General features: G+C 66.3%; 22 protein-coding genes and 1 tRNA gene. 15 read left to right on the plus strand and 8 right to left on the minus strand.

Annotated features, from left to right (window positions below):
• Nucleotides 1–13 precede the first annotated feature (13 nt).
• Together C450_RS22055 and C450_RS08145 are read left to right on the plus strand one after the other, a co-directional pair.
• Nucleotides 14–184, plus strand: coding sequence for a hypothetical protein (locus tag C450_RS22055; RefSeq protein WP_161606946.1), 171 nt, complete (start codon nucleotides 14–16; stop codon nucleotides 182–184).
• A 137-nt stretch (nucleotides 185–321) separates the two neighbouring features.
• Complete coding sequence (locus C450_RS08145) at nucleotides 322–2,814, plus strand: amino acid permease (protein ID WP_005042486.1); 2,493 nt, start codon at nucleotides 322–324, stop codon at nucleotides 2,812–2,814.
• 75 nt (nucleotides 2,815–2,889) lie between these two features.
• On the opposite strand, the gene C450_RS08150 is transcribed toward C450_RS08145, so the two are convergent.
• Entirely contained in the window at nucleotides 2,890–3,405 is a 516-nt protein-coding gene (locus C450_RS08150) for a peroxiredoxin family protein (protein WP_005042488.1), read from the minus strand.
• Between the two features lie 224 nt (nucleotides 3,406–3,629).
• Between C450_RS08150 and C450_RS22060 the strand changes: the two genes are divergently transcribed.
• Both C450_RS22060 and C450_RS08160 read left to right on the plus strand, forming a co-directional pair.
• Nucleotides 3,630–4,871 carry a DUF3179 domain-containing protein gene (locus tag C450_RS22060; protein ID WP_005042489.1) on the plus strand — a complete coding sequence of 414 codons (1,242 nt, stop codon included), beginning with the start codon at nucleotides 3,630–3,632 and terminating at the stop codon, nucleotides 4,869–4,871.
• Nucleotides 4,864–5,430 carry a hypothetical protein gene (locus C450_RS08160; protein WP_005042491.1) on the plus strand — a complete coding sequence of 189 codons (567 nt, stop codon included), beginning with the start codon at nucleotides 4,864–4,866 and terminating at the stop codon, nucleotides 5,428–5,430. The genes C450_RS22060 and C450_RS08160 overlap by 8 nt, the downstream gene beginning before the upstream one ends.
• 80 nt (nucleotides 5,431–5,510) lie before the next feature.
• Here the strand turns inward: C450_RS08160 and C450_RS08165 are convergent, their stop codons facing one another.
• Nucleotides 5,511–6,479 carry a DUF3179 domain-containing protein gene (locus C450_RS08165; protein WP_005042492.1) on the minus strand — a complete coding sequence of 323 codons (969 nt, stop codon included), beginning with the start codon at nucleotides 6,477–6,479 and terminating at the stop codon, nucleotides 5,511–5,513.
• A gap of 171 nt (nucleotides 6,480–6,650) precedes the next feature.
• On the opposite strand from C450_RS08165, the gene C450_RS08170 reads away from it, so the two are divergent.
• The 7 genes from C450_RS08170 (at nucleotide 6,651) to C450_RS22065 (ending at nucleotide 14,648) form a co-directional block, all read left to right on the plus strand.
• Nucleotides 6,651–8,714 carry a hydantoinase/oxoprolinase family protein gene (locus tag C450_RS08170; protein ID WP_005042494.1) on the plus strand — a complete coding sequence of 688 codons (2,064 nt, stop codon included), beginning with the start codon at nucleotides 6,651–6,653 and terminating at the stop codon, nucleotides 8,712–8,714.
• Entirely contained in the window at nucleotides 8,711–10,564 is a 1,854-nt protein-coding gene (locus C450_RS08175) for a hydantoinase B/oxoprolinase family protein (RefSeq protein WP_005042497.1), read from the plus strand. The genes C450_RS08170 and C450_RS08175 overlap by 4 nt, the downstream gene beginning before the upstream one ends.
• A 39-nt stretch (nucleotides 10,565–10,603) precedes the next feature.
• Nucleotides 10,604–11,260, plus strand: coding sequence for an isochorismatase family protein (locus C450_RS08180; RefSeq protein ID WP_005042499.1), 657 nt, complete (start codon nucleotides 10,604–10,606; stop codon nucleotides 11,258–11,260).
• Complete coding sequence (locus tag C450_RS08185; protein ID WP_005042501.1) at nucleotides 11,257–12,474, plus strand: CaiB/BaiF CoA transferase family protein; 1,218 nt, start codon at nucleotides 11,257–11,259, stop codon at nucleotides 12,472–12,474. The genes C450_RS08180 and C450_RS08185 overlap by 4 nt, the downstream gene beginning before the upstream one ends.
• On the plus strand, nucleotides 12,475–13,566 hold the full coding sequence (locus C450_RS08190; RefSeq protein WP_005042503.1) for a LeuA family protein: 1,092 nt from the start codon (nucleotides 12,475–12,477) through the stop codon (nucleotides 13,564–13,566).
• Between the two features lie 74 nt (nucleotides 13,567–13,640).
• Entirely contained in the window at nucleotides 13,641–14,300 is a 660-nt protein-coding gene (locus C450_RS08195; protein WP_005042506.1) for a helix-turn-helix domain-containing protein, read from the plus strand.
• Nucleotides 14,301–14,510: 210 nt separating this feature from the next.
• Nucleotides 14,511–14,648 (plus strand): hypothetical protein, encoded by a 138-nt coding sequence (locus C450_RS22065; protein WP_206536844.1) that lies wholly within the window; start codon nucleotides 14,511–14,513, stop codon nucleotides 14,646–14,648.
• An 11-nt stretch (nucleotides 14,649–14,659) separates the two neighbouring features.
• On the opposite strand, the gene C450_RS08200 is transcribed toward C450_RS22065, so the two are convergent.
• The 4 genes from C450_RS08200 to C450_RS08215 form a co-directional block, all read right to left on the minus strand.
• Nucleotides 14,660–15,397 carry an acyltransferase gene (locus C450_RS08200; protein ID WP_005042510.1) on the minus strand — a complete coding sequence of 246 codons (738 nt, stop codon included), beginning with the start codon at nucleotides 15,395–15,397 and terminating at the stop codon, nucleotides 14,660–14,662.
• A 313-nt stretch (nucleotides 15,398–15,710) separates the two neighbouring features.
• Nucleotides 15,711–15,784: transfer RNA gene (locus C450_RS08205), tRNA-Thr, on the minus strand.
• 11 nt (nucleotides 15,785–15,795) lie between these two features.
• On the minus strand, nucleotides 15,796–16,356 hold the full coding sequence (locus C450_RS08210) for a GNAT family N-acetyltransferase (RefSeq protein WP_005042512.1): 561 nt from the start codon (nucleotides 16,354–16,356) through the stop codon (nucleotides 15,796–15,798).
• Nucleotides 16,356–17,543, minus strand: a complete 1,188-nt coding sequence (locus C450_RS08215; RefSeq protein ID WP_005042515.1) for a phosphoglycerate kinase — start codon at nucleotides 17,541–17,543, stop codon at nucleotides 16,356–16,358. Before C450_RS08215 ends, C450_RS08210 begins: the two co-directional genes overlap by 1 nt.
• A gap of 185 nt (nucleotides 17,544–17,728) precedes the next feature.
• On the opposite strand from C450_RS08215, the gene C450_RS08220 reads away from it, so the two are divergent.
• The 4 genes from C450_RS08220 (at nucleotide 17,729) to C450_RS08235 (ending at nucleotide 22,155) form a co-directional block, all read left to right on the plus strand.
• Entirely contained in the window at nucleotides 17,729–18,862 is a 1,134-nt protein-coding gene (locus C450_RS08220; protein WP_005042518.1) for a branched-chain amino acid ABC transporter permease, read from the plus strand.
• A gap of 85 nt (nucleotides 18,863–18,947) precedes the next feature.
• Nucleotides 18,948–20,321: a branched-chain amino acid ABC transporter permease gene (locus C450_RS08225; protein ID WP_005042521.1), complete on the plus strand. Its 1,374-nt coding sequence runs from the start codon at nucleotides 18,948–18,950 to the stop codon at nucleotides 20,319–20,321.
• Nucleotides 20,318–21,223, plus strand: coding sequence for an ABC transporter ATP-binding protein (locus C450_RS08230; protein WP_005042524.1), 906 nt, complete (start codon nucleotides 20,318–20,320; stop codon nucleotides 21,221–21,223). The genes C450_RS08225 and C450_RS08230 overlap by 4 nt, the downstream gene beginning before the upstream one ends.
• Nucleotides 21,220–22,155 carry an ABC transporter ATP-binding protein gene (locus C450_RS08235; protein ID WP_005042526.1) on the plus strand — a complete coding sequence of 312 codons (936 nt, stop codon included), beginning with the start codon at nucleotides 21,220–21,222 and terminating at the stop codon, nucleotides 22,153–22,155. Before C450_RS08230 ends, C450_RS08235 begins: the two co-directional genes overlap by 4 nt.
• 41 nt (nucleotides 22,156–22,196) lie before the next feature.
• Here the strand turns inward: C450_RS08235 and C450_RS08240 are convergent, their stop codons facing one another.
• Nucleotides 22,197–23,702, minus strand: a complete 1,506-nt coding sequence (locus tag C450_RS08240; RefSeq protein ID WP_005042529.1) for an ABC transporter substrate-binding protein — start codon at nucleotides 23,700–23,702, stop codon at nucleotides 22,197–22,199.
• A 79-nt stretch (nucleotides 23,703–23,781) separates the two neighbouring features.
• The gene (locus tag C450_RS08245) at nucleotides 23,782–24,318 is read right to left on the minus strand and encodes a CBS domain-containing protein (RefSeq protein WP_005042531.1); all 537 of its coding nucleotides are present in this window, start codon (nucleotides 24,316–24,318) and stop codon (nucleotides 23,782–23,784) included.
• Nucleotides 24,319–24,387 lie beyond the last annotated feature (69 nt).

The following is a 24,387-nucleotide window of genomic DNA, read 5'->3' on the forward strand; positions in this document are numbered from 1 at the left end:
ACGAGTACGTGACATGAGCGAGGACGGACGTTCCGTGGCGGGGATCGACCCGGACGAGATTCGGCGGTGTCGGGTGCATGGGTTGCTGTTCGATCGATCGATCACCGACACGTGCCCGCTCTGTGAGTACGAGCGCACGGACCGAGTCGCGAAGTCCCATCACGACGGATACAGGTCCGGGTGATAGCGACCGGCGTGGATCGTCGAGAATGCCCGACGGCCACGGATGCTCTTCGCCCGTCGTCCCACGGGACGGCGGAGGACTGGGGCTTGCTTTCGCAGGGCGATGGCTGAACAAGATAGCGATACGTCGGAACCACAATGAGCGACGCGGCTGCCGACGACGCCAGCGAGGTCTCGACCGAACTCGATCGGAGCATCGGGCTCCTCGGCGCGCTCGCGATCGGGATCGGGACGATGATCGCCGCGGGTATCTTCGTGCTCTCGGGGCTCGCGGTCTCGAACGTCGGCACGGTCGCAATCGTCTCGTTCGTGATCGCGGCGCTGATCGCCGCCCTCACCGCCGCGGCGTACGCCGAGTTCTCCTCGATCTACTTCGAGAGCGGTGGCGGATACATGTACGTCAGTGAAACGTTCGACGCCGACTGGACGTACATCATGGGCTGGACGATGATCGTGGGCTATCCCGCGAGTGCGGCCTTCTATCTCGCGAGTTTCTCGGATTGGTTCTACCGGTTCATCTACCCGCTGATCGGGATCCCACAGTCGGTGCCCTTCTGGCTTCCGGGGATCGGGGTGCTCGGCCTGCTGGTCTACATCAACAGCCAGGGCAGCGAGGAGTCGAGCCAGTTCCAGATCGCCGTCACCGCGGCGAAGATCGCGCTCCTGATCCTGTTTCTCTACGGCGGGCTGCAGGCGTTCAGCGCGGACGTGGTTGTGGACTCCTTCTACGAGAACATCGGGAGCTTCGTCGAGATCGCCTCGACGGGTGCGTTGGTGTTCATCACCTTCATCGGGTTCTCGGCGATCGCCACCAACGCCGACGAGATCAAAGACCCCGGCAACACCATCCCGAAGGCCATCTACATCTCGATGGGGTTCGTGACGTTCCTCTACGCGCTCGTGGTGTTGGTGATCGTGATCGGGATCAACGACCAGCAGTTCCTCTCCTTCCTCACGGGGAACGTGAATCTCGGTGATCTCTCCCCGACGCAGTACGTCGCCGCAAACGGCGAGGTCTCGATGGCGTACGCCGCCCAGTACTACCTCGGCAACGTCGGCTTCTACGTCATCATCGTGGGCGCGCTGTTCTCGATGCTCAGCGCGGCGAACGCCACAGTGTTAGCGGGTTCGCGGGTCAAGCTCGCGCTGGCGCGTCGCAACCATCTCCCCGAACGGTTCGAGGAGCTCCATCCCGAGCACGGAACGCCGTACAACGCGGTGTTGCTCACCGGCGGCTTCATCCTCACGTTCATCCTGATATTCACCGTGCTCTTCGGGGAGATTCCCGGCAGTGCCGAGTCGAGCTTCGTCCACAGCCTGCTCGGGCTCCCCCTCTTCGGCGTCCATCTCGGTCTCGAAAGCGTCACCGGCGTCGCCAACGTCCTGCTGTTGGGTGGGTTTGCCGTCGTCAACGTCGCCCTCATCGCGTCACGCCGCAAGTTTCCCGATCTCGATCGGGGATTCCAGGTCCCCCTCGTCCCCTACGTGCCGGCACTCGCGGTGGTCTTGAACGTCCTCCTGATCGCGAGTCTCGGCCTCCGGACCGTCGTCCTCGGACTCGTCGCGGAGGCGATCGGGATCGCCTTCTGGTTCGCGTGGAAAGGCCGCGCCCCCTCGACCGACGAGATCGAACGCGAGACCCCGACGGTGATCTCCCAGCGGACTCCGACCGATCGCGACGAGCGGATCGTCGTGCCGATCGCGAACCCCGACAACGTCGATCAGCTCCTCCGGACGGCCGCCGACATCGCCGCCGATCGGGGCGCGGAGGTGCTCGCGATAAGCGTCGTCACGATCCCGAGCCAGACACCGCTCTCGCGCGGCGAGGAGTACATCGACGACGAGCGCGAGATCCTCCGCCGCGTCGTCTCGGCCAGAGCCGACGGCGGCACGCCGGAGGCGGATCCGGCGGTGGAGATCGACACTGAGGACAACGTGGGGACCGACACCGAGAACGTCCACGGCACGCTCGACGTTCACGACATCGAGGTGCCGATCAGCGCGACGATCCGCATCAGCCATCGCGTCGACACGGCCATCCTCAACACGATCGAGCAGTACGACGCGGACGCCGTGCTGATGGGGTGGGGTGCGCGCGGGTCGCGCCGCCGCGAGATCGTCTTCGGCAGCGTGGTCGATACGATCGCCACCGAGGCCGACTGTGACGTGCTGGTCGAACGGCTCGGCCCGGACGCGACCGGCACCGTCGACTCGGTGCTCCTGCCGACGGCCGGCGGCCCGCACACCGAACTCGCTGCGGAGATCTGCCGTGCGGTCTGTCTGGCGACGGATGCGCGAGCCGAAGTGCTGAGCGTCGCGGACGGGAGTGGCGCGGACGAGTCCGAGGCACGGGAGCGAGTCACGGAGACCGCGGAGCGCCTCCGTGAGGTGGGCATCGATGTCGAAACCACGGTCGCCGACGGCGATGTCGTCGAACGGATCGTCGAGCGTTCGGCCGAGCACGACTTGACCCTGGTCGGTTCAACCCGAGAGGGTGTCCTCCAACAGTTCGTGTTCGGAGCGATCCCCGAGGAAGTCGCGCGTGAGGCGGACGACACGGTGCTCGTGGCGAAACGAAACGTCGACCTGCCCTCACAGCTACTTCGCTCGATCCGGCAATGGCTGCGGTGAACGTGCCGAAAACGCTGCGTCAGTGTCTCGACGTCCCGGCCGCCTCCGCGGTCCGGTCACTACGCCGCCGGGCGGTTACCCGTCGCCGAACGGGTTCGCGAAATCGTTGCGGATGAAGTAGCGCACGAAGTTCCCCTGTGTCCGATCCCCGGGGTGGTCGGCGATCTGTTCGTAGCGCACGGTGCCGTCGGTGTCGATCACGTACGTCGCGGCGATGCCCGTGAGGCCGTGACTGGTCTGTTCGGTGCCGCTGTAGCGGTCCGCGACCGACCCGTCGGGATCGGCGAGCAGCTGAACGTCGAGATCGTACCGGTCGCGCATCTCGGTCAGCTTGCCGACCCGATCGGTGACGACCGGGAGGATATCGACGTTGTCGTGGAACCAGAGGTCGTAGGCGACCTCGCTGAACGTCTGGAGCTGTTCGGCACAGAAGCTACACCAGTGGCCGCGGTTGACGAGCACGATCGTCGGCCCGTCGTCGAGTGTTTCGGAGAGCGTGACTTCCTCACCGGCGGTGCTATCGAGCGTGAAATCGGGCGCTTGCGATTCGTCGAGGCTCACGATGCTACCAACGACCCGCCGACGGGTCATCCTTTCGCGGCTGTGCTTTTTGGAAGCATATCCGGGTTGGTATCACTATCCACGACTCGTTATCCCACGGAAGCCTCGATGACTCCCCGACTCCACTCACAGCGGACGAGTCGGCAGCGTCCATCATCCGGTCGACGATCGACCACGGGGGTAACCCATTTCGCATGGGTGGCAACCACACACAGACGCTACAACGGTAAGCCCGGCCAGCCAGTACGATCGGTATGAACGACCGCGTTACCAGACGTGGGTTCGTCGCGACCGTCGGTGCGATCGCCATCGCGGGCTGTAGCGGCGTCACTGGCGATCGATCGTCGGATCGCTCGACGGCTATGGACGATTCCGCCACGTCGGCAGCGACCACGTCGACGGCGAGCGGAGAGGGGTCGTTGCCACCCCTCGCGGATCGTTCGCTCGTGCTGCCGATGGAGCCGCCGCAACTCCGCGAGGCGGCAGTGTCCGGGGGAGTGTCGAAGGACGGCATCCCTGCGATCGACCAGCCGCGGTTCGAGGCTGCCGGTCAGGTGGGCGGCCGTCTTGCTCCGGGAGATGTGGTTTTCGGGATTGCACGGAACGGCGTCGCCAAGGCGTACCCGCAGTCGATCCTCGTCCACCACGAGGTGTGCAACGACACTCTCGATGGCACCCCGATCGGCGTCACGTACTGTCCGCTGACAGGGACCGCAGTCGGGTTCGAGCGCGGCGAGACGACGTTCGGGGTGTCGGGGCGGCTCGTCAACGACAACCTCATCATGTACGATCGAGCCACCGAGCACTGGTGGCCGCAGGTCCTCGCGACGGCGATCCCCGGCTGGAACGCGGACGGCGACGCGAGCGGCACCGACGGCGGAAGGACGAACGGAGCCGGGAGCGTGCAGTCGAACACATCCGGAAGTGCGACATCGAACACATCCAGAGACGGGACGCCGAACGCCACGATCGGGCGGTCGCTCCGGGAGTTCCGCGTCGTCTGGACGACGTGGCAACGGTGGCGAGACCAGTTCCCGGACACCCGCGTGCTCACCGAGGACACCGGGTACATTCGGGATTACGGACAGGACCCGTACGGTTCGTACAGCCCACCGAGCGGCTACTACGAACCCGAAAGCGAGCCGCTGTTCCCGCCGCTCGACACCGACGACCGATACCCGACGAAGGCGGTCGTCGTGGGAGCGCGAACGACCGACGGCGCGATCGCCTTCCACAAGCGCTCGCTCCGGCGCGAGGGAGTTATCACAGGCTCGCTTGACGGGACGCCACACGTCGGCGTCCACGACGACCGCCTCGATACAGCGTACGTCTACCGCAACGCCGACGGGGCGTCGGTCACGACCACGCCCGACGGTGTCCGGGTCGCGGACACCGTCCATCCGCCGGACGAACTCCCGCTGGAACGAGTCCACGCGTTCGATGCCATGTGGTTCGCGTGGCACGGGTTCTATCCGGCAACGAGCGTCTATGGCTGAGTCGATCCGTCGAACGCTTCGAACTCTCCGCATCGTCGCCAGCCGCTGGGACGCGCGGGCGATCCTCACCCTCACCGGGCTCGCGTACCTGATCGGTTACTCGTTCGCGGTCGGCGATCTCGCGCTCACCGGCCGTGGCGGTATCTCGCTACTCGTCGTCGACGCACCGCTCGATCGGGCGTTCCAGTCGACCGGCTATCTCTCGTTCGAACCGATCGCCGCGGTCGAAGCCGGCCCGCTCACGTACCTCTTCTCGCCGATCGACGCCGGCCTCGCACTCGTGCTCGCAGCCCTCGTCGGCATCAACGTCGCGCTGACGTATCTGGGGCTGGTGCAGCCGCGTGCCTGCGGGATGGAATCCTCGGTCGGGCTGCTGGCGGCGGTTCCCGCCCTGTTTTCGGGGGCGGCCTGCTGTGGTCCGGTCGTCCTGATCGCGATCGGCGTGCAGGCGACGGGGGCGGTGATCGCCGGGTTCCAGTTGCTCCTCCCGATCGCGGTGGGACTGCTGGCGCTCAGCGTGGTACTCGTCGGACGACGGATCGACCCGACGCTCGCGTAACCCGCCAGCTACCCTGCTGTCGCCGATGGTCGCGCGATCGATCCGGTGTCGAGCGCCCGGTCGCGGACGGCCACACGAGATCAGCCGTCGAAGAAGGCCTCGGGACCGTGGTCGTCCTGCCACGCGAATGCGAACAGGCGTCGGGTCGGCAAGCGTTCGAGCTGTCTCCCGTCGGCCCCACGGCCCGTCTCGACGTCCCATTCGGTGCCGTCGGCCCGGACGGTCTGGGAGTCGTCGGTGGATTCGAACGCATGGCCTGGCTGCTTGAAGGCGTGGATGGTGTCGGCAGTCGCGAACACCACGACGTCGGTCTCGCCGACGGTCGTCTCGACCACGCCGCCCGCCTCGCGGACGCGCTCCAGCGGGAATCCGCACGCCTCGCCGTCGCGCTCAACGCCCAGCACCACCGCTTTCGGCGCGAGATCCGTCCGATCCCACGTCCGCGTCGCCCCGCCGTCGCTGTCGCGGTGGGCGTCGAGGCCGAACCCCTCGCCTGTGAAGTACGAGTCGTACGGTTCGACGTCGTACCGGATCGTCGCCGGCGCATCGTCGTCGCTCGCCGCCTCGCTCTCCCCGCCGGGTGGCTGGAGCACCACGCCATCGGGATACTCCGCGGCGAACCCCTCATAGGAGTAGGTTCCGGCCGGGAGCACCGAGAGCGATCGGCCCTCGAACGCGCCCGCGAGACACTCGCCGGTCGACTGCTTCCACTCGGCGTCGGTCTCGCGGTCGTACATCACGAGGTCGTCGTCGGCGAGCTTGCCCGAGACGCCGAAGGTTAGCACCCGCTTGTCGACAGCGGCATCGTAGACGATCGCGCTGGCACAGAGCGGACACCACGTGACCGCGATCGGTCGATCACCGGTCGCGTCGTTCACGATCTCGTGGTAGTGCAACACCCGGATCGGGTACGCCCGCGGCGGAACGGACGCGGCATCGGACTCGACGACGATCACCAGGTCGTCGGGATCGCCGAAGTAGTCGGTATCGAACGCCGGATCGTCGATGCTGGGGATCGCGTCCTTCGGGACGACCTGTCGGACGTTCATGGACGGATCGTCGTGGCGGACGGCCTTGTACTGACGGCCCGCGGACGTGGTACCGTACGGTCGTTCGTGTCGCTCATCACCGAACGGACCGCAGCATTGATATAAATACCCCCAACAGGGGTTGGGGGAACGTTTAGGCAGCAACGACGACTGTCTGTGATACGATTTCACATGGCATCCAATCTCGGCGTCGACGTCGGTGGCACCTTCACCGACGTCATCGTGTTCGACGAAGACACTCACGAACTCACGATCGACAAAGTGCTGTCAACGCCGGCGAATCCATCGGAGGGCGTGCTCGCCGGCGTGGAGGAGGCGACCGGGAAGGCCGGCGCGTCGGTGGCCGATCTGGAGCTGCTCTTCCACGGAACGACGGTCGTGACAAACATGCTGCTCGAAGAGACCGGCTCGCGCGTCGGCCTCATCACCTCAGCGGGCCACGAAGACATCCTTCACCTCGCGCGGGCGTGGACGCCTGGCCCGCTGTACGGCTGGATGGACATGGAGAAGCCCGATCCGCTCGCCGACCTCGTGGACACGCGTGGGGTCTCGGGCACGATCAGCTCACCCGAGGGAAAAGTGACCGAGCCGCTTGACGAGGCCGCGGTCCGCGAGACGGTGCGCGACCTCGCCGACAGGGGCGTCGAATCGCTGACCGTCGCGCTGCTCAACTCGTATCTCAACCCGACACACGAGGAGCGCGTCCGGGAGATCGTCGCTGAGGAAGCGCCGGAGCTGCCGGTGTCGATCTCGGCGGAGATCGTCCCCGAGTACGGCGAGTATGAGCGGACGCTCACGACGGTCATCAACGACTACGCGCGCCCGCACGTCATCGACTATCTCGACGAACTCGACGCCGCGCTCGAAAGTGCTGGATCGACGGCGACGATGAACGTCGTCCGCTCGGACGGCGGGCTGATGAGCTCCGGGGCGGCGAAAAATCATCCCGTCGAGCTCGCGCTCTCGGGCCCGAGCGGTGGCGTAGTCGGTGCGGCGACCATCGCGGAGAAGAAGGGTGTGCCGGACGTGCTGACCCTCGATATGGGCGGCACCTCGACTGACGTCTCGCTCGTCGAGGACTACACGGCCGAGACGACCCGCCAGACGAAGGTCGGCTACCGCGAGTTCAAGTCCCGGGCCGTCGACGTGAACACCGTCGGGGCCGGCGGCGGCTCGATCGCCCGCGTCCAGCTCAGCGGCTCGCTCCAGGTCGGCCCGGAGAGCTCCGGTGCGGACCCCGGTCCGGCCTGCTACGGCCAGGGCGGCGAGGAGCCGACGGTGACCGACGCCAACGTCGTTCTCGGGCGCATCCCACCGATGGTACAGCTCGGCGGGACGATGGAGCTCGACCGCGAGGCTGCCCACGAGGTCATCGAGGACATCGCCGACGAGCGCGGGAGTTCGGTCGAGGAGGCCGCACAGGCCATTCTCGACATCGTGAACGAGAACATGCACAGCGCGCTCCGGGTCGTCTCGGTCGAGCGCGGCTACGACCCGCGCGAGTTCGGCCTCGTCGCTTTCGGCGGTGCCGGCCCGATGCACGCCAACGCGCTCGCCGACGTGATGGGTGCCTATCCACTGGTCGTCCCGCCGGGACCGGGCGTGATGAGTGCCTTCGGCTTCCTCACGAGCGACGTCCAGAACGAGTTCTCCGAGACCTATCTCGAAACCGACCGCGACGTCGACGGCGACGATGTCCACGCCGAACTGCTGGCGCTCCGCGAGGAGGCGACCGACTGGCTCGACTCGGAGGGCGTCGACGAGGCCGACCACGTCTTCGAGTACTACGCCGACTGCCGGTACTTCCGCCAGGACATCCAGATGTCGATCCCCATCGATCTCGACAACCTCCGGAGCGAGACGGGCCTCGCCGAAATCAAGGCCGATTTCGAGGAGCGTCACGACAGGCGGTTCGGCTTCTCGCTCGACGCACCCCTCGAAATCGCCAACCTCCGCGTCATCGGGAAAGGTACTGTCGAGGGTGTCACCATCGAGGAACACGACCTGACCGAGGAGGTCCCGAGTGCGGCGAAGGTCGACACCGACGAGGTCTACTTCGACGGCGAGTACCACGAGACCGGGATCTACGACCGCGCGGAGCTGTTGCCTGGCAATGAACTCAACGGCCCGGCGATCGTGGTCGCGGACGACGCGACCATCGTGGTACAGCCCGATCACGTCGCGACGGTCGATCGCTACGCCAACGTCGAGATCAACCGAGGTGGTGGCGCATGAGCACCGGAACTCCTGAATTCGTCGGTGAGCACGACATCGACGCGACGACGCTCGACATCGTCGAGAGCACGCTCGAAAACACGCGCCACGAGATGGATCGCGTGCTGGAGACGACGGCGATCAGCCCCGTCATCCGCGAGCAGTCAGACCAGTTCCCGCTCATCGCCGACCCGGAGGGTCGGATGGTGATGGGGCAGTTCGGCTCCGCCATCGAGACCATCATCGCGAACGCCAGCTTCGGGTGGGAGGACCTGGAGGACGGCGACGTCGTCGCCACCAACGACCCCTACATGTGTGCAGGGGCGATGTCACACACCCCCGACATGCTCCTCCTGCGCCCGATCTTCTACGAGGACGAGCGCGTCGGCTTCGCCAGCCAGTGGGGCAACCTGATGGATGTCGGCGGCAAGACCCCCGGCAGCATGCCCGTCGAGGCGACCACCATCTTCGAGGAGGGGATGCGGCTCCCACCGGTCAAACTCTACAAGGAGGGCGAACTCGACGAAGGACTCCTCGAAACGTTCGCCCACAACACCCGCCTGCCGGACCACGCCGAGGCCGACATCAAGGCGCTCGCGGCGGGGACTGCGGCCGCCGAGGAGCGCGTCCAGGAGCTCTGCGAGCGCTTCGGACCCGAAACGTATCTGGAGGGATGTGACGCGGTGCTCGATCGGACCCGCGACGGGATGATCGACCTCATCCGGGAGTTCGTCCCCGAGGGCGAGCGCTACACCTTCGAGGACCGCGTCGACGACGACGGGATGGGCAACGGCCCGATCAAGCTCCACCTCGAAATCTACCGCGAGGGCGACACCGTGTATCTCGACTGGGAGGGCACCGACGACCAGGTTCCGGGGACCGTGAACTTCCTCCTGAACGAGAAGATGTTCAAGATGTTCACCGGGGTGTTCCTCATCATGGCGTTCGACCCGCTCCTGACGTTCAACGACGGGTACTACGACCTCTTCGAGGTCAACCTTCCCGAGGGGTCGGTCGTCCAGCCGGAGTTCCCGGCGGCGCTCGGCAACCGGCTGCCACTGATGGCGCGGCAGTTCGACGTGCTCCAGGCCACCTTCTCGAAGCTCATCGACGGGTTCTCGGTCGCCGGCAGCTACGGCACCTCGCCCAACTTCGTCTACGCCGGCGTCGACGCCGAGGGCAACCAGTTCCAGATGCTCGAAATCCTCTACGGCGGGATTCCAGCGCGGCCGGGCGGCGACGGGCTCGACGGCCACTCGTGGTGGCCGCTGTTCCGAACGGTGCCCGCCGAGTACCAGGAGGCGTACTACCCACTGACCATCGACGAGTACAGCACCCGCGCGGACACCGGCGGCGCGGGTCGCCACCGCGGCGGCCACGGCATCTCGAAGGTGTACACCTTCGAGGAGGACGGCGCGATCACGTTCCAGGACGACCGCGCTCATACCTACCCGTGGGGCGTCGACGGCGGGACGTACGGCGGGACGAGCGAGAAGACACTCGTCCGCACCGACGGCACCGAGCTGGAGCTCCCCTCGAAGGCCGAGAACGTGCCCGTCGAGCCTGGCGACAAGCTCGTCTTCAGCACCGCCGGCGGTGGCGGCCTCGGCGACCCCCTGGAGCGCGATCCCGAACTCGTGGTCCGAGAGGTCCGCCGTGGCCTCGTCACCGCGGAGGCCGCCCGCGAGGAGTACGGCGTGGTTCTCGACGACGGCACCGTCGATCGAACGGCCACCGAGAGTCAGCGCGAGGACGTTCGTGAGAACCGCGACGAGCTCGAAGCGTTCGACTACGGACCGCTGCCGGACGACGACGAACTCGAAGCACGGATCGCCGAGGAACGCCGCGAGTTCGACCAGCGCGACGACTGAGCCATCGGCACGAATGTCGCTACATTCCACACAGACACGATGACAGAGACGAACTGGATCGAGGACACCGAACAGCTGTACGCCGACCGCGACTTCGGCGGCACGGTCGGTATCGGCGAACAGCCCGCGCTGCTCGTCATCGATCTCATCAACGCCTTCACCGATCCCGACACCGATCTCGGCTCGGACGTCGAGTCGGTGCTTGCCCGGACCGAGCAGTTGCTAGACACGTTCCGCGAGCACGACCTTCCGCGGTACTTCACCACCGTCGCCTACGAGGAGTCGTACGGCGACGCCGGGCAGTTCATCGAGAAGGTGCCCGCGCTCCGCGAACTCGAACGTGGGACCGACGCGGTCGCGGTCGACGACCGGATCGCCCCGGTCGGCGACGAACGGGTCATTCTCAAGAAGTACGCGAGCGCGTTCTTCGGGACCGATCTCGAAACCGAACTCACCACCCACCGCGTCGACACGCTGGTGCTCGCGGGCGTGACGACCAGCGGGTGCGTTCGCGCGACCGCCGTCGACAGCCTCCAGCACGGCTACCGCACCATCGTCCCCGCCGACGCCGTCGGGGACCGCGCCGAGGGCCCGCATGAAGCCAACCTCTTCGACATCGACGCGAAGTACGGCGACGTCGTCACGACCGAGTCGGTACTGGAGTCGATCGACGACGACCATCGGAGCACACCATGACTGCACGCGAACGCCAGGGACCGCTCGACGGCCTGCGGGTCATCGACATGTCGGGGATGATCAGCGGTGCCTTCGCGACGACGATGCTGGGCGATTTCGGTGCCGACGTGGTGATGATCGAGCACCCCGAGACTGGCGACCCCATCCGGGAGTGGCCACAAAAGACCGAAGACGGAGTCTCGCTGTCGTGGAAATCGCTTGGCCGGAACAAGCGGTGTATCACGCTCGATCTCGGCTCCGAGCGCGGCCGCGAGATCGCGCTCGACCTCATCGAGGACGCCGACGCCGTCTACGAGAACTTCCGTCCTGGGACGATGGAGCGGTGGGGACTCGGCCCCGACGACGTGCACGCGGTCAACGAGCGGGCGATCATGGTCCGGCTCTCGGGCTACGGCCAGACCGGCCCGAAATCCCAGAAACCGGGCTTCGGCACCATCGCCGAGGGCGTTTCGGGCTGGGCGCACGCCAACGGGTTCCCCGACCGCGAGCCGCTGCTCCCACCGGTCAGCCTCGCGGACATCCAGGCCGCTCAGTTCGCGCTCCAGGCGACGCTGATGGCGATCTTCGAGCGCGACCTCGGGCGCGGCGGCAGCGGCGAGGGCCAGGTCATCGACGTCTCGCTGACCGAGCCGCTGTGGCGGATCTTCTTCGGCGAGGTCGAGGCGTACGACCGGATGGGCCACGTCCGCGAGCGTACCGGGAACCAGCACCCGAACACCGCCCCGCGGAACATCTACGAGACCGCGGACGGCTACCTGACGATGTCGGCCTCGAACCAGAAGATCTTCGAGCGGGTCGCCGAGACGATCGACAAGGAGTGGCTGATCGACGACGAGCGCTTCGCGGACAACGCCACCCGCGTCGCGAACAGCGAACCGCTCAACGCCGAAATCAAGGAATGGACGAGAGAAAGAACCACCGACGAGGCCATCGAGACGCTCGAAGCCAACGACGCCATCGTCGGGCCGGTCTACGATATGCACGACATCTTCGAAGACGAGCAGTTCGAGGCTCGCGACGACATCATCGAGGTCGACGATCCCGACGTCGGCGCGATCAAGACGTTCGGCCTCGTCCCGAAGTTCTCGCGCACGCCCGGCGCGGTGGAGTTCCTCGGCCCACGCCACGGCGAGCACAACCGCGAGGTCTACCACGGCGAGCTCGGTCTCTCGGAGACGGAGCTGGCCGAGCTCCGGGACGAGGGGATCATCTGAATGCAGTTGACCGACGTCACGCTCCGCGAGGGCGACCAGATGCCCGGCCGGGAGTTCACTGCCGAAGCGAAGATCGAGTGCGCCCGGGCGCTCGACGACCTCGGGGTGCCGTTCGTCCAGCCTGGCTTCCCCGCGACCGGCGAGAAGGACCAAGAAGTCATCAGTGAGCTTGCCGGGACGACCGACGCCGACGTCGTCGCGCTCGCGCGCGCCCTCGAAAGCGACATCGACGCCGCCCTGGAAACCGACGCCGACGTGATCGAGACGTTCGTCTCGGCCTCCGACCGTCACCTCGAACACCTGCTCGGCGTATCGAGAGCGAAGATGCTGTCGATGCTCGGCGAGGCCGTCGACTACATCCACGATCACGGCGTCACGGCCCACATCACGCTCGCCGACGCCTTCCGGACCGATCGTGACCAACTCGTCGAGATCGTCGACACGGTGCCGGACGTGGCGTTCGTGTCGCTGGCCGACACCGTCGGCGCGCGAACGCCCGGGACCGTCGAGGAGTGTCTCGACGGACTCGACGGTCACGTTGCGTTCGATCGGCTCGGCGTCCACTTCCACGACGACATGGGGTGTGCGACGGCCAACGCGCTCGCGGCCTACCGCGCGGGCATCGGGAAGACGGACGTCAGCGTCGGGGGCCTCGGCGAGCGCGCGGGCAACACCGCGCTCGAAGAGTTCGCGGTCGCCTGCGCCGTGGACCACGACGACGATCTCGGCCTCGCGGCCGACACGCTCGTCCCGACCTGTCGCGGCGTCCTCGACACGCTCGGGGAGCCCTACGGCGATCGCAAGGCGATTCTGGGTACGGCGATCGCCGGACACGAGTCCGGTATCCACACCGCGGCGATGCTGTCCGATCCCGCGACGCTCGAACCGTTCGACCCCGAACGATTCGGCGGGGAGCGACGCCTCGTGTTCGGGAAGCCGACCGGCGAGGGCGGCGCACGCCGGCTCCTCGAACGGGCGGGTATCGATCCCGACGGCGAAACCGTGGCTGCGTACCTCGATACGCTGGCTGCGGCGGGCCCGCTCGATCTCGACGCGGCGCTTGCACTCGCCGAGCGGGAGTTCGGTTCGTAGCGTGGCCGGGATCGGATCGCGCACGAAACCTTATCCGTCGTTCCTGTAATGTGATGTCACGGACCAGGGAGCACATGTTCGAGGCAGAAATCCATCTCCAGCAACACAAGCCCTGCGTCGTCTCCCAGCTCGCGGCGGAGTTCGACACGGCGATCGAGATCGCGATCGAGGAGCTCCACGACGAGCTGGTGACGTTCGTCATCGAACTCGACGAGCGGCTGACGGGCGTGCTGGACCGGCTGACCGACTCCGACCAGGTACACCACGCCGAGGGGCTCGGTGACGGCAACTTCCTCGTCACCAAGACCTCCTGTGGCGCGTACTCGGCCATCGAGCGGAACCACGGCATCCTCCGCCGGCCCAACGTCGTCGACGCCAACCGCCGGGTGTACACCGTGCTCTTCTTTCGCCGCGAGGACCTGCGCGCCATGATCGAGGCGTTCCGGAAGATCGGTACCGTGACCCTCGGGAAGCTCGCGCCGTTCGAGGACGGCGGCGTTCGGCTCACCGACCGACAGCACGAGGTCATCGAGCACGCACTCGCCGCGGGCTATTTCGAGTGGCCACGCGAGGTCACGAGCGACGAACTCGCTGCCGAACTCGACATCAGTCGCGCCACGCTTCTCGAACACCTCCGCAAGGCCGAGTCGAAGCTTCTCACCGATGCCCTCGATTCGATGACGACCGAGGCGGAGCCGTCGATCCGCTCGGAGTCCGCGACGCCACGAAAATAATCGTCGTTCGATATTTCGATTTCCGCGTGGCTCGCGCTGTTTCCACGCACATTCGCACGGAGAACGATCTTCGAGGCTTTGAGCCTCAGGCGCTAAGTCGGGGAGAGAGTAGAGGAACGATGGAGATCCAGCCCTGCTCAAGGCGGTCGAGAGGGGGTGCGTAGATGGCAGTCGTCGGTCGCTCACCCGCGATCGCGTGCCCGCAATGTGGTGAACACCGTCCTCATGACCCAGGCCCGCCACGCCCAGTGTACTGTGGTGAAAGCACTCGGCGACCCTCGTGAAGTCGGTCTCGTCGAGCGCCACGAACAGTGGCCAGTACCAACCCACGAGGTTTCGGATTTCTGACTGGCGACGTCTCAGCGCTCCCAGTGGACGTCTTCTCGGACGACTTCCGCAGGGTTGCCGGCGACGAGCGTTTTCGATGGGACATCGTCGAGTACGGCACTGTTGCTTGCGACCACCGCGCCGTCGCCGATAGTCACTCCCCGCGAGACCGTCGTATGGTGGCCGATCCACACGTCGTCGCCGATCTCGACCGGCCCGGTCTTCGGTCGCTTCTCGCCGTCGATCCAGACGTCTTGCATCCCGTTGTTGTCGAGGATCTCGACTGCCCAGCCGATACCACAGCCGTCGCCGATCGTGATCGCGTCCCGGCAGTAGAGTCGTGCTTGGCCGCTCAGATGAGACTGCCCGATCGAGAGTTCGCCTTGAATGTTCAACAACGATCCGGGACCGATGCGTGCGGCGCTGTCGGTCGTCGTCCGAATCGTTCCCTCGGCAGTGACGAACAGTCGGGAGCCACCGAGTGTCCGATGGACGACTCTGGGAGCCGACGGTCCGAGCAGGAACAACGCCGGGATGTCGATCGTCGCATCGCGAGCGATCGCGACACTCGTCCGTTTGTCGAAGACGAACGCGATCGGCCGTCCTGTATGTCGAAGCGAATAGTAGACACTTTTCACTCCGCCACGGACCCCGATCTCTCGAACGGAGCGATGAAGCCGCTTACGGTCCGCTTCCCGGAGTGCCCCGAGAGACAACTCACCCATCACGTCACCGAGACTCGTCCGTCTCACCAGCGCACCGAGATCCATGATCGACTCTCGCCGTGGGACTCAATAAGTCATACGGGAAGGCTCTCGACATACTGCGAACGCGGCCTCTGAAACGTCTCGTTTCCGATACGAGCTCCATCAGTAACTCTCGGTCAGCGACTCAACACTGACGCCGGAGAGGCCGCCGACTTTCCCGACCATGCGGGCGCAGCGCCGAAGTGGTTTGATTCGTCGATGGGTACCTGTTTTGTTGTATTGGAACGTACGAGCGTCGGCGAAATCGAGTGCTTTCACGCGCTCACGTCCGTATCTCGCGAGTGTCGTCCGTTCGATTGCCGTTCGCGCGAAGAAGAGCCAGGGGTGGGATTTGAACCCACGAATTCTCGATTACAAATCGAGTGCTTGCACCGCCCAAGCTCCCCTGGCGCGCTCGCCCCTTACCCCTCCTCGGGTTTGTCGGTGTCGCTTTCGAGCCGCTTTTCGAGGTCGATCCGATGGGGCGTGTATCCGGCACGGCGGTAGAACCGGCGGGCCGCGTCGTTGTCCGCGAGCACCGAGAGCCCAACGGCCTCGAACCCGGATTCGTGGAGCGCCGATTCGGCTGCCGCGAGCAACGCCGCCCCGATCCCCTCGTTGCGCCGGTCTGGAGTCACGACGACGTTCCGGACGATCCCACGCGAGACGTCCTGTCGATAGCGATCACCCTCTGGGCCGAACATCACGAACCCCACGATCTCGTTCGTGTCTGTTGTTTCCGCGTTCGAATCATCCGTGTTCGCTACAGCCGTGTTCGCCGCATCCGCGTTCGTCTCGTCACCGTCGACACGGGCGACCAGCAACTCGCCGGCGACGATGTGACGGACGATCGCGTCGCGGATCGTCGCCCGGTTGGCCTCGGCGAGGAGATGTGAGCCGAACGCACGTTGCTCGCGCGCCAGCGCGACCCACTGATCGGCGATCGCCTCGGCGTCGTCGGTGTCGGGCGATTCGATCCGCACTACCGGAGCGCCTCGACAGCGGGAAGCGCGTCGCCGGTCAGGAGCGTGAGCGCCGCGCCGCCGCCGGTGCTGATGTGATCGAACCCGTCGAGACCCAACTGTCGGACCGCCGCCGCGGTGTCGCCACCGCCGACGATGCTCTGCTCGGCCCGCGTCGCGGCCTCGTAGAGGCCCCGTGTTCCCTCGGCGAACGGTTCCTCCTCGAAGACGCCCGCCGGTCCGTTCAGGATCACCGTGCCCGCGTTCTCGATGATCTCGCCGTAGGTCGCGATCGTTCGGCTCCCGACGTCCATCGCAGGGGCGTCGATTTCGGCCGGGAGGTCCGCGACCGCAACTTCGTGGCGATCGCCGTCGCGCTCGACTGCGACGTCCTCGGGGACGGCGATCTCGTCGTGCGCGTCGAGCAGATCGCCCGCGCGGTCGATCTCGTCCCAGTAGCCCGCATCGTAGACGAACTCCGCAGTCGCGTCACCGAGTTCGGCTCCGCCGGCGAGCAGGCAGACGTTGCCGATCACGCCCGCCGTGAGGACGGTGTCGGCGAGATCGCGTTCGAGCACGCTCCGGGCCACCCCGATCGAGTCGCCGACTTTCGCGCCGCCGAGCACGTACACCCGGGGTGTGGGGGTCTCCTCGATCGCTCCCAACACATCGAGTTCGCGTTCCATCACCCGGCCGGCGTAGCTCGGCAGGCGTGTGGGAAAGCCGACGAGCGAGGGCTGTGAGCGGTGGGCGGCCGCGAACGCGTCGTTGAGGTAGACGTCGAGTGCGGGCGCGAGTCCGCGGACGAGATGGGTGTCGGCCGCGCGTTCGGGCTCGAACTCCATGTACTCCTCGGCGTAGAACCGGGTGTTTTCGAGCACGACGGCTTCCCCGACATCGAGCGCCGCGACCCGATCGCGCGCCGCCGACGAAAAGGTGGCGTCACAGTAGTCGACAGGGTGATCGAGCAGCTCGTCGAGTCGGTCGGCGTGGGCGGCGAGCCTCGCGAAATCGTCGCCACCGGGCCGGCCCTGGTGGGCGAGGATCGCCACCCGCGCGCCGCAGTCGAGCAGCTCCGCGAGCGTGTCGACGTGCGCACGGAGTCGGGCGTCGTCGGCGAGTTCGCCCCCCGAGACCGGGCTGTTGATATCGATGCGGACCCCGACGGCGACGCCCTCAGCATCGAGGTCGTCGAGGGTTCGTATCATCGTTCGTTCTATTTCTGCGCCCCGGCAAATCCCTTTCTGTCCCGGTGGTGATCGGTGGATGCTCACATGGCGCTCGGCGAAGACCCGTTTTCCTCGTATCGTCGTCACGACCTGCCGCAGAAGTGGTGATTCGGAGCAAAGGTTATTACCCTCCCCCCACCGCCCACTTCATGTGGAACGCTATCATGGGCATTTCTGAGACCTACAACCGTGGCCGGAGTTTCGTCGTCGAGCAACCGTTCGAGGTCATCGCTGGCGTCGTCGGTGTACTGTTGATCGTCGATCTCGCCACCAAGCTGATGAACGGTTCGCTGTCGGTGCTCAGCCTCTCGCTCTTCCTGAAGGACGGGCTGATACAGGGCCTGGTGATCGCGCTCGCGGGCGTCGGGCTCTCGATGACGTACTCGTTGCTGGGCTTTGCGAACTTCGCCCACGGCGATTACATCACGGCGGGAGCCTTCGCGGGCTGGGCAACGACGTACGTGATCGGGGGGCTCGGCGCGCTCCCCATCGCCGATCTCTTCCTGGTCGGCGTCAGCGGCGAGGCCAACGCGGGCACCGTCGGTGTGAGCATCGTCTCGACGCCGATCGCGGTGCTCGTCGGTCTCGTCGTCGCGATCGCCTTTACTGCCGGACTCGCGCTCCTCGTCGATCGGCTCGTCTACAAACCGATGCGGAGCGAGGAAGGGATCACGCTACTCATCGCGAGCATCGGGGTCGCGCTCGCGCTCAGATACCTGCTCGCGTTCGTTTTCGGAACCAGCCGACCGGGCGTCACCGGCGGGGACATTCCGGGAATCACTCTCTCCGACATCGAAATCCTCGGTATTTCACCGATCCCGATCGCCATCCGGCTGAACGCTCACGAGGCCACGCTCGCGATCGGGGCCATCGCGCTGATGGTCGGCGTTCACGTGCTGCTCCAGTACACCAAACTCGGGACCGCGATGCGCGCGATGGCGGACAACCGCGATCTCGCACGCGTCACCGGGATTCCGACCGAGCGGGTCGTGCGCGCGACGTGGATCATCGGCGGCGGGCTGACCGGCGCGGCGGGCTATCTCGTCACACTCGAAACGGGCACGATCGCGTTCGACTTCGGCTGGATCCTCCTCCTGCTGATCTTCGCCGCAGTCATCCTCGGCGGGATCGGCTCAGTGTATGGGGCGATGTTCGGCGGGCTCACGATCGGGATCGCGAGCACCGTCTCGCTGGTCTGGCTCCCCTCGGAGTTCACCACCGCGGCCGCCTTCGCGGTGATGATCCTGATCCTCGTCCTGCGACCGGCGGGGCTGTTCGGTGGGGTGACGACCGCATGATTTGCCATTGTACTCGAACGGCGCAGCCATCGCCCTGTGTTCGAACGGCGCAGTCATCGCATCGAACGCGACGGGAGTGTAACCGATGAGCACCGCCGACCGACTGTCCGAGCGGCTCGGTGGCTCCGACGCCGGGCTGATCCTCGGGGTCATGGCCGGGCTCTACGTGCTGTTCATCGTCTTCGGCCTGATACTCGGTCTCGACGTCGGCGGGATCGCGAGCACCCTCCAACGGCTGACCTTTCTCGCGGCGGTGTACGCACTGCTCGCGCTCGCGCTGAATCTCCAGTGGGGGTACGCAGGACTGTTCAACATCGGCGTCGCGGGGTTCATGGCGGTCGGGGCGTACACGATGGCGATGTTGACCGCGCCGGTCGATCCCCAGGTCGGCGGGATTCCGGGGCTCGGTCTCCCGCTGTGGGCCGGGATCATTGGCGGAATGGCCGCCGCCGCGCTGGTCGGCGGGATCACGGCGCTGCCTGCGCTCCGACTCCGGGCGGACTATCTCGCGATCGTCACGCTCGCGCTCTCGGAGATCATCCGGCTGATCTACAACTCGACGACGTTCCAGTCCTTCTCGGTCGCCGGAAGGGAGCTGGGAACCGGCGGCGCGAGCGGCATCCCCGGTCCGATCAACCCCGTTCGCGATCTCTACTACACCGACCCAGCCAGTTCGGCGTCGCCACCGACCGCGTTCGGCGAGGCGATGTTCGGCTTCTTCGGCGGCTTCGGGCTCAACGGCCCGACCGTGGTCGACTGGACGTACACCCTCGTGCTCGTGGTGTTCGTCGGACTGTTCTATCTCCTCTTGACCCGGGTCGGCAACTCGCCGTTCGGCCGGGTACTGAAGGCGATCCGCGAGGACGAGATCGTGGCGAGTTCGCTCGGGAAGAACACCCGGTGGTTCAAGATCAAGGTGTTCATGCTCGGGTGTGCGCTGATGGGGCTCGCCGGGATCCTCTGGCAGGGCAGCCAGGCGCTGATCACGCCCGCCCTGTTCCTCCCGATCGTCACCTTCTACGTGTTCATCGCGCTGATGATCGGCGGGTCGGGCTCGAACACCGGGAGCGTCATCGGCGGTGCGCTCTTTGCGGGATTACTCTTTCTCGGCCCGACGTTCGTGGGACGGATCGTCGACAGTTCGTTCAGTCTCGGCGGTGCCCCGAACACGTTCACCGCCGCGGTCGCGGCGCTCGGCTCGTTCGACATCACGCCGCTGATCGCCTATGCGCTCGACAACATCAGCGTGCTCCGGTTCGTGCTCCTCGGCGTCGTGCTGGTCGTCCTGATGCAGCGCCGCCCCGAAGGACTGCTCGGCCATCGGAAGGAGCCGGCGGCCGCCGTCGATCTCTCCCGACGCAGCGTGTCGGGGGACGACTCCGCTGGAGCCGCCCGGGCCGACGGTGGGGTGTCGGATGCGACCGACGCAGCCAGCGATGAAGGAGGTGAGGACGAATGAGCGACACGGCCGATTCCACGACTCAAACCGACACCCGGAACGCGATCGAGGGTGAGGACGGGCCAGAGAACATCGAGGAGATCGATCCCGACGACGAGTCCGACGTCGAGCGCGCGGCGCGCGAGACGCCGCCTGGCCGTCCGCTCCGGGTCAACAATCTCCGCAAGGAGTTCGGTGGACTGACCGCGGTCGACGACGCGAGCTTCGATGTCGAGGCAGGGTCGCTCACCGGGCTGATCGGCCCGAACGGCGCGGGGAAGTCGACCACGTTCGACTGCATCACCGGCGTCCACCACCCGACCAGCGGCTCGGTCCACCTCCACGACGAGGAGATCACCGGCCTCCAGCCCTACCAGATCGCCGACCGCGGGCTGGTCCGGACCTTCCAGATCGCGCGCGAGCTGGAAGAGATGACCGTCCTCGAGAACATGATGCTCGCACCGCGGGCCCAGCGCGGCGAGTCGCTCTGGCGGTCGGTGCTGCCCGGCACACGGGGAGGCGTTCGCGACCAGGAGCGCGAACTCCGCGAGCGGGCGTGGGAGACCCTGGAGTTCTTCGAAATCGATCACCTCGCCGAGGAGTACGCGGGCAACCTCTCGGGTGGCCAGCGAAAACTCCTCGAAATGGCGCGGGCGCTGCTCACCGATCCCGAAGTCGTCCTGCTCGACGAACCGCTCGCGGGGGTGAATCCCACCCTGGAGGAGAAACTCCTCGATCGCATCCACGACCTCCGCGAGGAGGGGTACACCTTCCTGCTGGTCGAACACGACATGGACGTCATCATGGAGAACTGCGAGCGCGTCATCGTGATGCATCGCGGGCGCGTGCTCGCCGACGACGCGCCCGCGGCGATCAGGGAGAACGAACAGGTCATCGACGCCTACCTCGGAGCCAACGTATGAGCGACGGATCCAACGAGACCGCAGCCGACGACACCGCGACCGACGAGACGACCGCCAACGAACCCGCGACCGACGAAACGACGGTCAACGAACAGCCATCCGACGACGCCACGACGAACGGAACGGGAGCCGACGAGAGCGTGAGCGAAGACGCGACGACCGACGACACCGACGGCGCAACGATGGACGCGACTACCGCCGAGGCGCACGCGGCCGACAGCCACCCCGACGGCTTGCTCGCGGTGTCGAACCTCGATGCGGGCTACGGCGAACTCCAGATCCTTGACGGGGTCGACCTCGATGTCGGCGACGGCGAGTACGTCACCATCGTCGGGCCGAACGGTGCGGGAAAGTCGACGGTGATGAAGACCGTCTTCGGGCTGACGACGTACATGGACGGGACGGTTGCATTCGACGGCGAGGACATCAGCGGTAACGCCCCCGAGAGGATCATCCGGCGCGGCTTGAGCTACGTCCCCCAGAACGACAACGTGTTCGCGGGGCTCTCGGTCCGCGAGAACCTCGAAATGGGGGCGTACATCCTCGATTCGGTGCCCGACGAGGCGCTCGACGACGTGTTCGAGCGGTTCCCGATCCTCGAAGAGCGCCAGTCCCAGCGTGCGGGCACGCTGTCGGGCGGCCAACAGCAGATGCTGGCGATGGGGCGGGCGCTGATGCTCGATCCCGACCTCCTGCTGCTCGACGAACCGTCGGCGGGGCTCGCGCCGGATCTCGTCGACGAGATGTTCGATCGGGTCGACGCGATCAACGACGCCGGAACCGCGGTGCTCGTGGTCGAACAGAACGCGAAGGAAGCGCTCAGACGCTGCGATCGTGGGTACGTCCTCGTCCAGGGCGGGAATCGCTACACCGACACCGGTGACGCGCTGCTCAACGACGAGCAGGTCCGCCGGGAGTTCCTCGGCGGCTGAAAAAAACGGAATCGTATCGTTTTCGAGCCGAACGGAGGCTGCTATCCGCTGCTGTTGTTCCCGCTGGCGCTACTGTTGTTGCCAGTGCCACCGCCACCACCGCCACCGCTACCACCGAACTGGACCGTGTCCGCCTGTTCGATGCTGCCGTCTTCGGTGTACGTGAACACCTCGTAGGTCGCGGCGGCGATGTCGCCGTTGTCGTCGAACGTGATGTTGCTCGACGCGCCCTGATAGTTGATCTCCTCACCACTCGCGGCCATCCCGATCGCCTCGGCGAGGTTCTCCGGACCGACTTCCGTCCCGGGTGGGTTGGCAACCGAATCCATGTTCTCCTGGACTGCCGACCCGCTGTTCTCGCCGCCGGCGGCGTTCGCAAGGATCTGGATCGCGGTGGCGTCGTACGCCTGCGAGGTGAACACGCCCGGCTCGCCGCCGTACTCGTCCTGGAAGGACTGCGTGAAGAACTCTCGGGCCGGACCCGCCGCGAGCGGGGCCGTGCCGAGGACGTTCGTCAGCGGCTGGCCGACGTTGCCCGGCAGCGCGGAGTCGCGCAGCCCGTCGGTGACGAGGATCTGGGTGTCACGACTGTAGTTCGAGTAGTAGTCCCGGAACAGCTGGTTGCCGCTCTCGGGATAGCCGATCACCAGCAGTGCGCCCGGACTGGAGGACATCGCCTCCTGGAGCTTCGAGGTGTAGGAGGACTGGGCCTTCTCGAAGGACACCTGTGCGGGCACCTCACCCCCGAACGCCGACGCGAACGCCTCGGCGAGCGCCTGCCCGTAGGAGTTGTTGACGAACATCACCGACACCGACGAGGCCTCGACGCGCTCGCTCGCGACCTGTGCGAGCACCTCGCTCTGGAGCGCGTCGCTCGGCGGCGTCCGGTAGACGTAGCCGTTGTCCTGGAGATCCGTGATCGCCGGTGAGGTGCTCGCGGGCGAGCACATGACGACCTCGTTCGGAGTGGCGACGTTCTGGGCCACCTGGATCGTGGTTTCGGATGACGCCGCTCCCGTGATGGAAGGATAGCCCGCGTCGACCAGCGCCTGAGCGGCGCTGATACCGGCCTGAGGATCGGTCTGGGTGTCCTCGGCCTGGGTGTTGATGGTGAAGGCCATGTCCGAACCTTCGAGCTGGACCGCCGGCAGCAACGCGGCCTGCTGGATCGGCTCACCGACCGACGCGAGGTCGCCCGTCGTCGGCTGGAGGACGCCGACCATGATCTCCCGGCCCTCGGCGCTGCCACCGCCGGTCTCGTTCCCGCCGCCGGTTTCGTTTCCACCGTCAGTTTCGTTTCCACCGTCGGTCCCTTCGCCGGTGGTCTCACCGTCTTCGGTTTCCTCGCCAGTGGTCTCGCCGCCCTCACCCTCGCCACTGGCCCCGGTCTCGGTGTCCTCGGCCCCGCCACCACCGGCTCCGGTCGTGTCGCCGCCACCACCGCTAGTGTTGTTGTCACCGCCACCACCGGAACACCCGGCTACGCCGACGATACCAGCCGTTCCGACAGCAGCCAGGAACTCACGCCGCTTGGGTCTGTGTCCCATACTACCGATGCTGTTGGTTGAACAAGGCATAAATCTTGCCCTGTTTCAGCCGTCGATACTCGGGTGGTCGGCGGGTTCGTCACGCCTCGCGGCAGTTCGTGCAGACGAGCTGTCCGTTCGCGTTCACGAGATCGTTCGCGAGCGCGCCACAGGCCTCACAGATGCCTTGCGTGTCGTACTCCGCCGCGGGATCGCTCGTGGACGACCGCGGTCCGGTGCCGGTATCGGCATCGGGGACCATCGTCGAGGCGACCACGACGTCGTGGGCGGTCACCACACCGACCGGGTCCTCGTCTTCGACCGCGAGGAGCCACCGGACGCCCTCACGACCCATCGTTCCCGCGGCCGCCGTGAGTGGTTCGTCGGAGGGGATCTGGATCACGCCGTCGGACATGACGTCCGCAACCGTCGCCGTCGCCGGATCGGTGTCGCTCGTCACCAGCGAGAGGGCATCGCGTTCGCTCAGCATGCCGACCGGATCGCGGCCCCGAAGGACGATCGCACACTCCGCACCCTCGTCGAGGAGGAGTTCGACCGTTTCGACCACCCTATCGCCCTCGTTCACCCCGACGAACTCCCGGGTCATCACCTCGCGAACTGTGACATCACTACTCATAGCAAGGAGTTCCGACCGCGCAGGGTAAAAACTATCTGCGATACGGTTAAGACCGACGCGAACCTCAGT

The sequence above is a fragment of the Halococcus salifodinae DSM 8989 genome, from assembly GCF_000336935.1.
GTDB lineage: Archaea > Halobacteriota > Halobacteria > Halobacteriales > Halococcaceae > Halococcus > Halococcus salifodinae.

What these genes read in the sequence shown, in the direction of transcription:
- C450_RS22055 (WP_161606946.1), top strand. Translation starts at nt 14, where the DNA reads ATGAGCGAGGACGGACGTTCCGTGGCGGGGATCGACCCGGACGAGATT.
- C450_RS08145 (WP_005042486.1), top strand. Translation starts at nt 322, where the DNA reads ATGAGCGACGCGGCTGCCGACGACGCCAGCGAGGTCTCGACCGAACTC.
- C450_RS08150 (WP_005042488.1), bottom strand. Translation starts at nt 3,405, where the DNA reads ATGACCCGTCGGCGGGTCGTTGGTAGCATCGTGAGCCTCGACGAATCG.
- C450_RS22060 (WP_005042489.1), top strand. Translation starts at nt 3,630, where the DNA reads ATGAACGACCGCGTTACCAGACGTGGGTTCGTCGCGACCGTCGGTGCG.
- C450_RS08160 (WP_005042491.1), top strand. Translation starts at nt 4,864, where the DNA reads ATGGCTGAGTCGATCCGTCGAACGCTTCGAACTCTCCGCATCGTCGCC.
- C450_RS08165 (WP_005042492.1), bottom strand. Translation starts at nt 6,479, where the DNA reads ATGAACGTCCGACAGGTCGTCCCGAAGGACGCGATCCCCAGCATCGAC.
- C450_RS08170 (WP_005042494.1), top strand. Translation starts at nt 6,651, where the DNA reads ATGGCATCCAATCTCGGCGTCGACGTCGGTGGCACCTTCACCGACGTC.
- C450_RS08175 (WP_005042497.1), top strand. Translation starts at nt 8,711, where the DNA reads ATGAGCACCGGAACTCCTGAATTCGTCGGTGAGCACGACATCGACGCG.
- C450_RS08180 (WP_005042499.1), top strand. Translation starts at nt 10,604, where the DNA reads ATGACAGAGACGAACTGGATCGAGGACACCGAACAGCTGTACGCCGAC.
- C450_RS08185 (WP_005042501.1), top strand. Translation starts at nt 11,257, where the DNA reads ATGACTGCACGCGAACGCCAGGGACCGCTCGACGGCCTGCGGGTCATC.
- C450_RS08190 (WP_005042503.1), top strand. Translation starts at nt 12,475, where the DNA reads ATGCAGTTGACCGACGTCACGCTCCGCGAGGGCGACCAGATGCCCGGC.
- C450_RS08195 (WP_005042506.1), top strand. Translation starts at nt 13,641, where the DNA reads ATGTTCGAGGCAGAAATCCATCTCCAGCAACACAAGCCCTGCGTCGTC.
- C450_RS08200 (WP_005042510.1), bottom strand. Translation starts at nt 15,397, where the DNA reads ATGGATCTCGGTGCGCTGGTGAGACGGACGAGTCTCGGTGACGTGATG.
- C450_RS08215 (WP_005042515.1), bottom strand. Translation starts at nt 17,543, where the DNA reads ATGATACGAACCCTCGACGACCTCGATGCTGAGGGCGTCGCCGTCGGG.
- C450_RS08220 (WP_005042518.1), top strand. Translation starts at nt 17,729, where the DNA reads ATGGGCATTTCTGAGACCTACAACCGTGGCCGGAGTTTCGTCGTCGAG.
- C450_RS08225 (WP_005042521.1), top strand. Translation starts at nt 18,948, where the DNA reads ATGAGCACCGCCGACCGACTGTCCGAGCGGCTCGGTGGCTCCGACGCC.
- C450_RS08230 (WP_005042524.1), top strand. Translation starts at nt 20,318, where the DNA reads ATGAGCGACACGGCCGATTCCACGACTCAAACCGACACCCGGAACGCG.
- C450_RS08235 (WP_005042526.1), top strand. Translation starts at nt 21,220, where the DNA reads ATGAGCGACGGATCCAACGAGACCGCAGCCGACGACACCGCGACCGAC.
- C450_RS08240 (WP_005042529.1), bottom strand. Translation starts at nt 23,702, where the DNA reads ATGGGACACAGACCCAAGCGGCGTGAGTTCCTGGCTGCTGTCGGAACG.
- C450_RS08245 (WP_005042531.1), bottom strand. Translation starts at nt 24,318, where the DNA reads ATGAGTAGTGATGTCACAGTTCGCGAGGTGATGACCCGGGAGTTCGTC.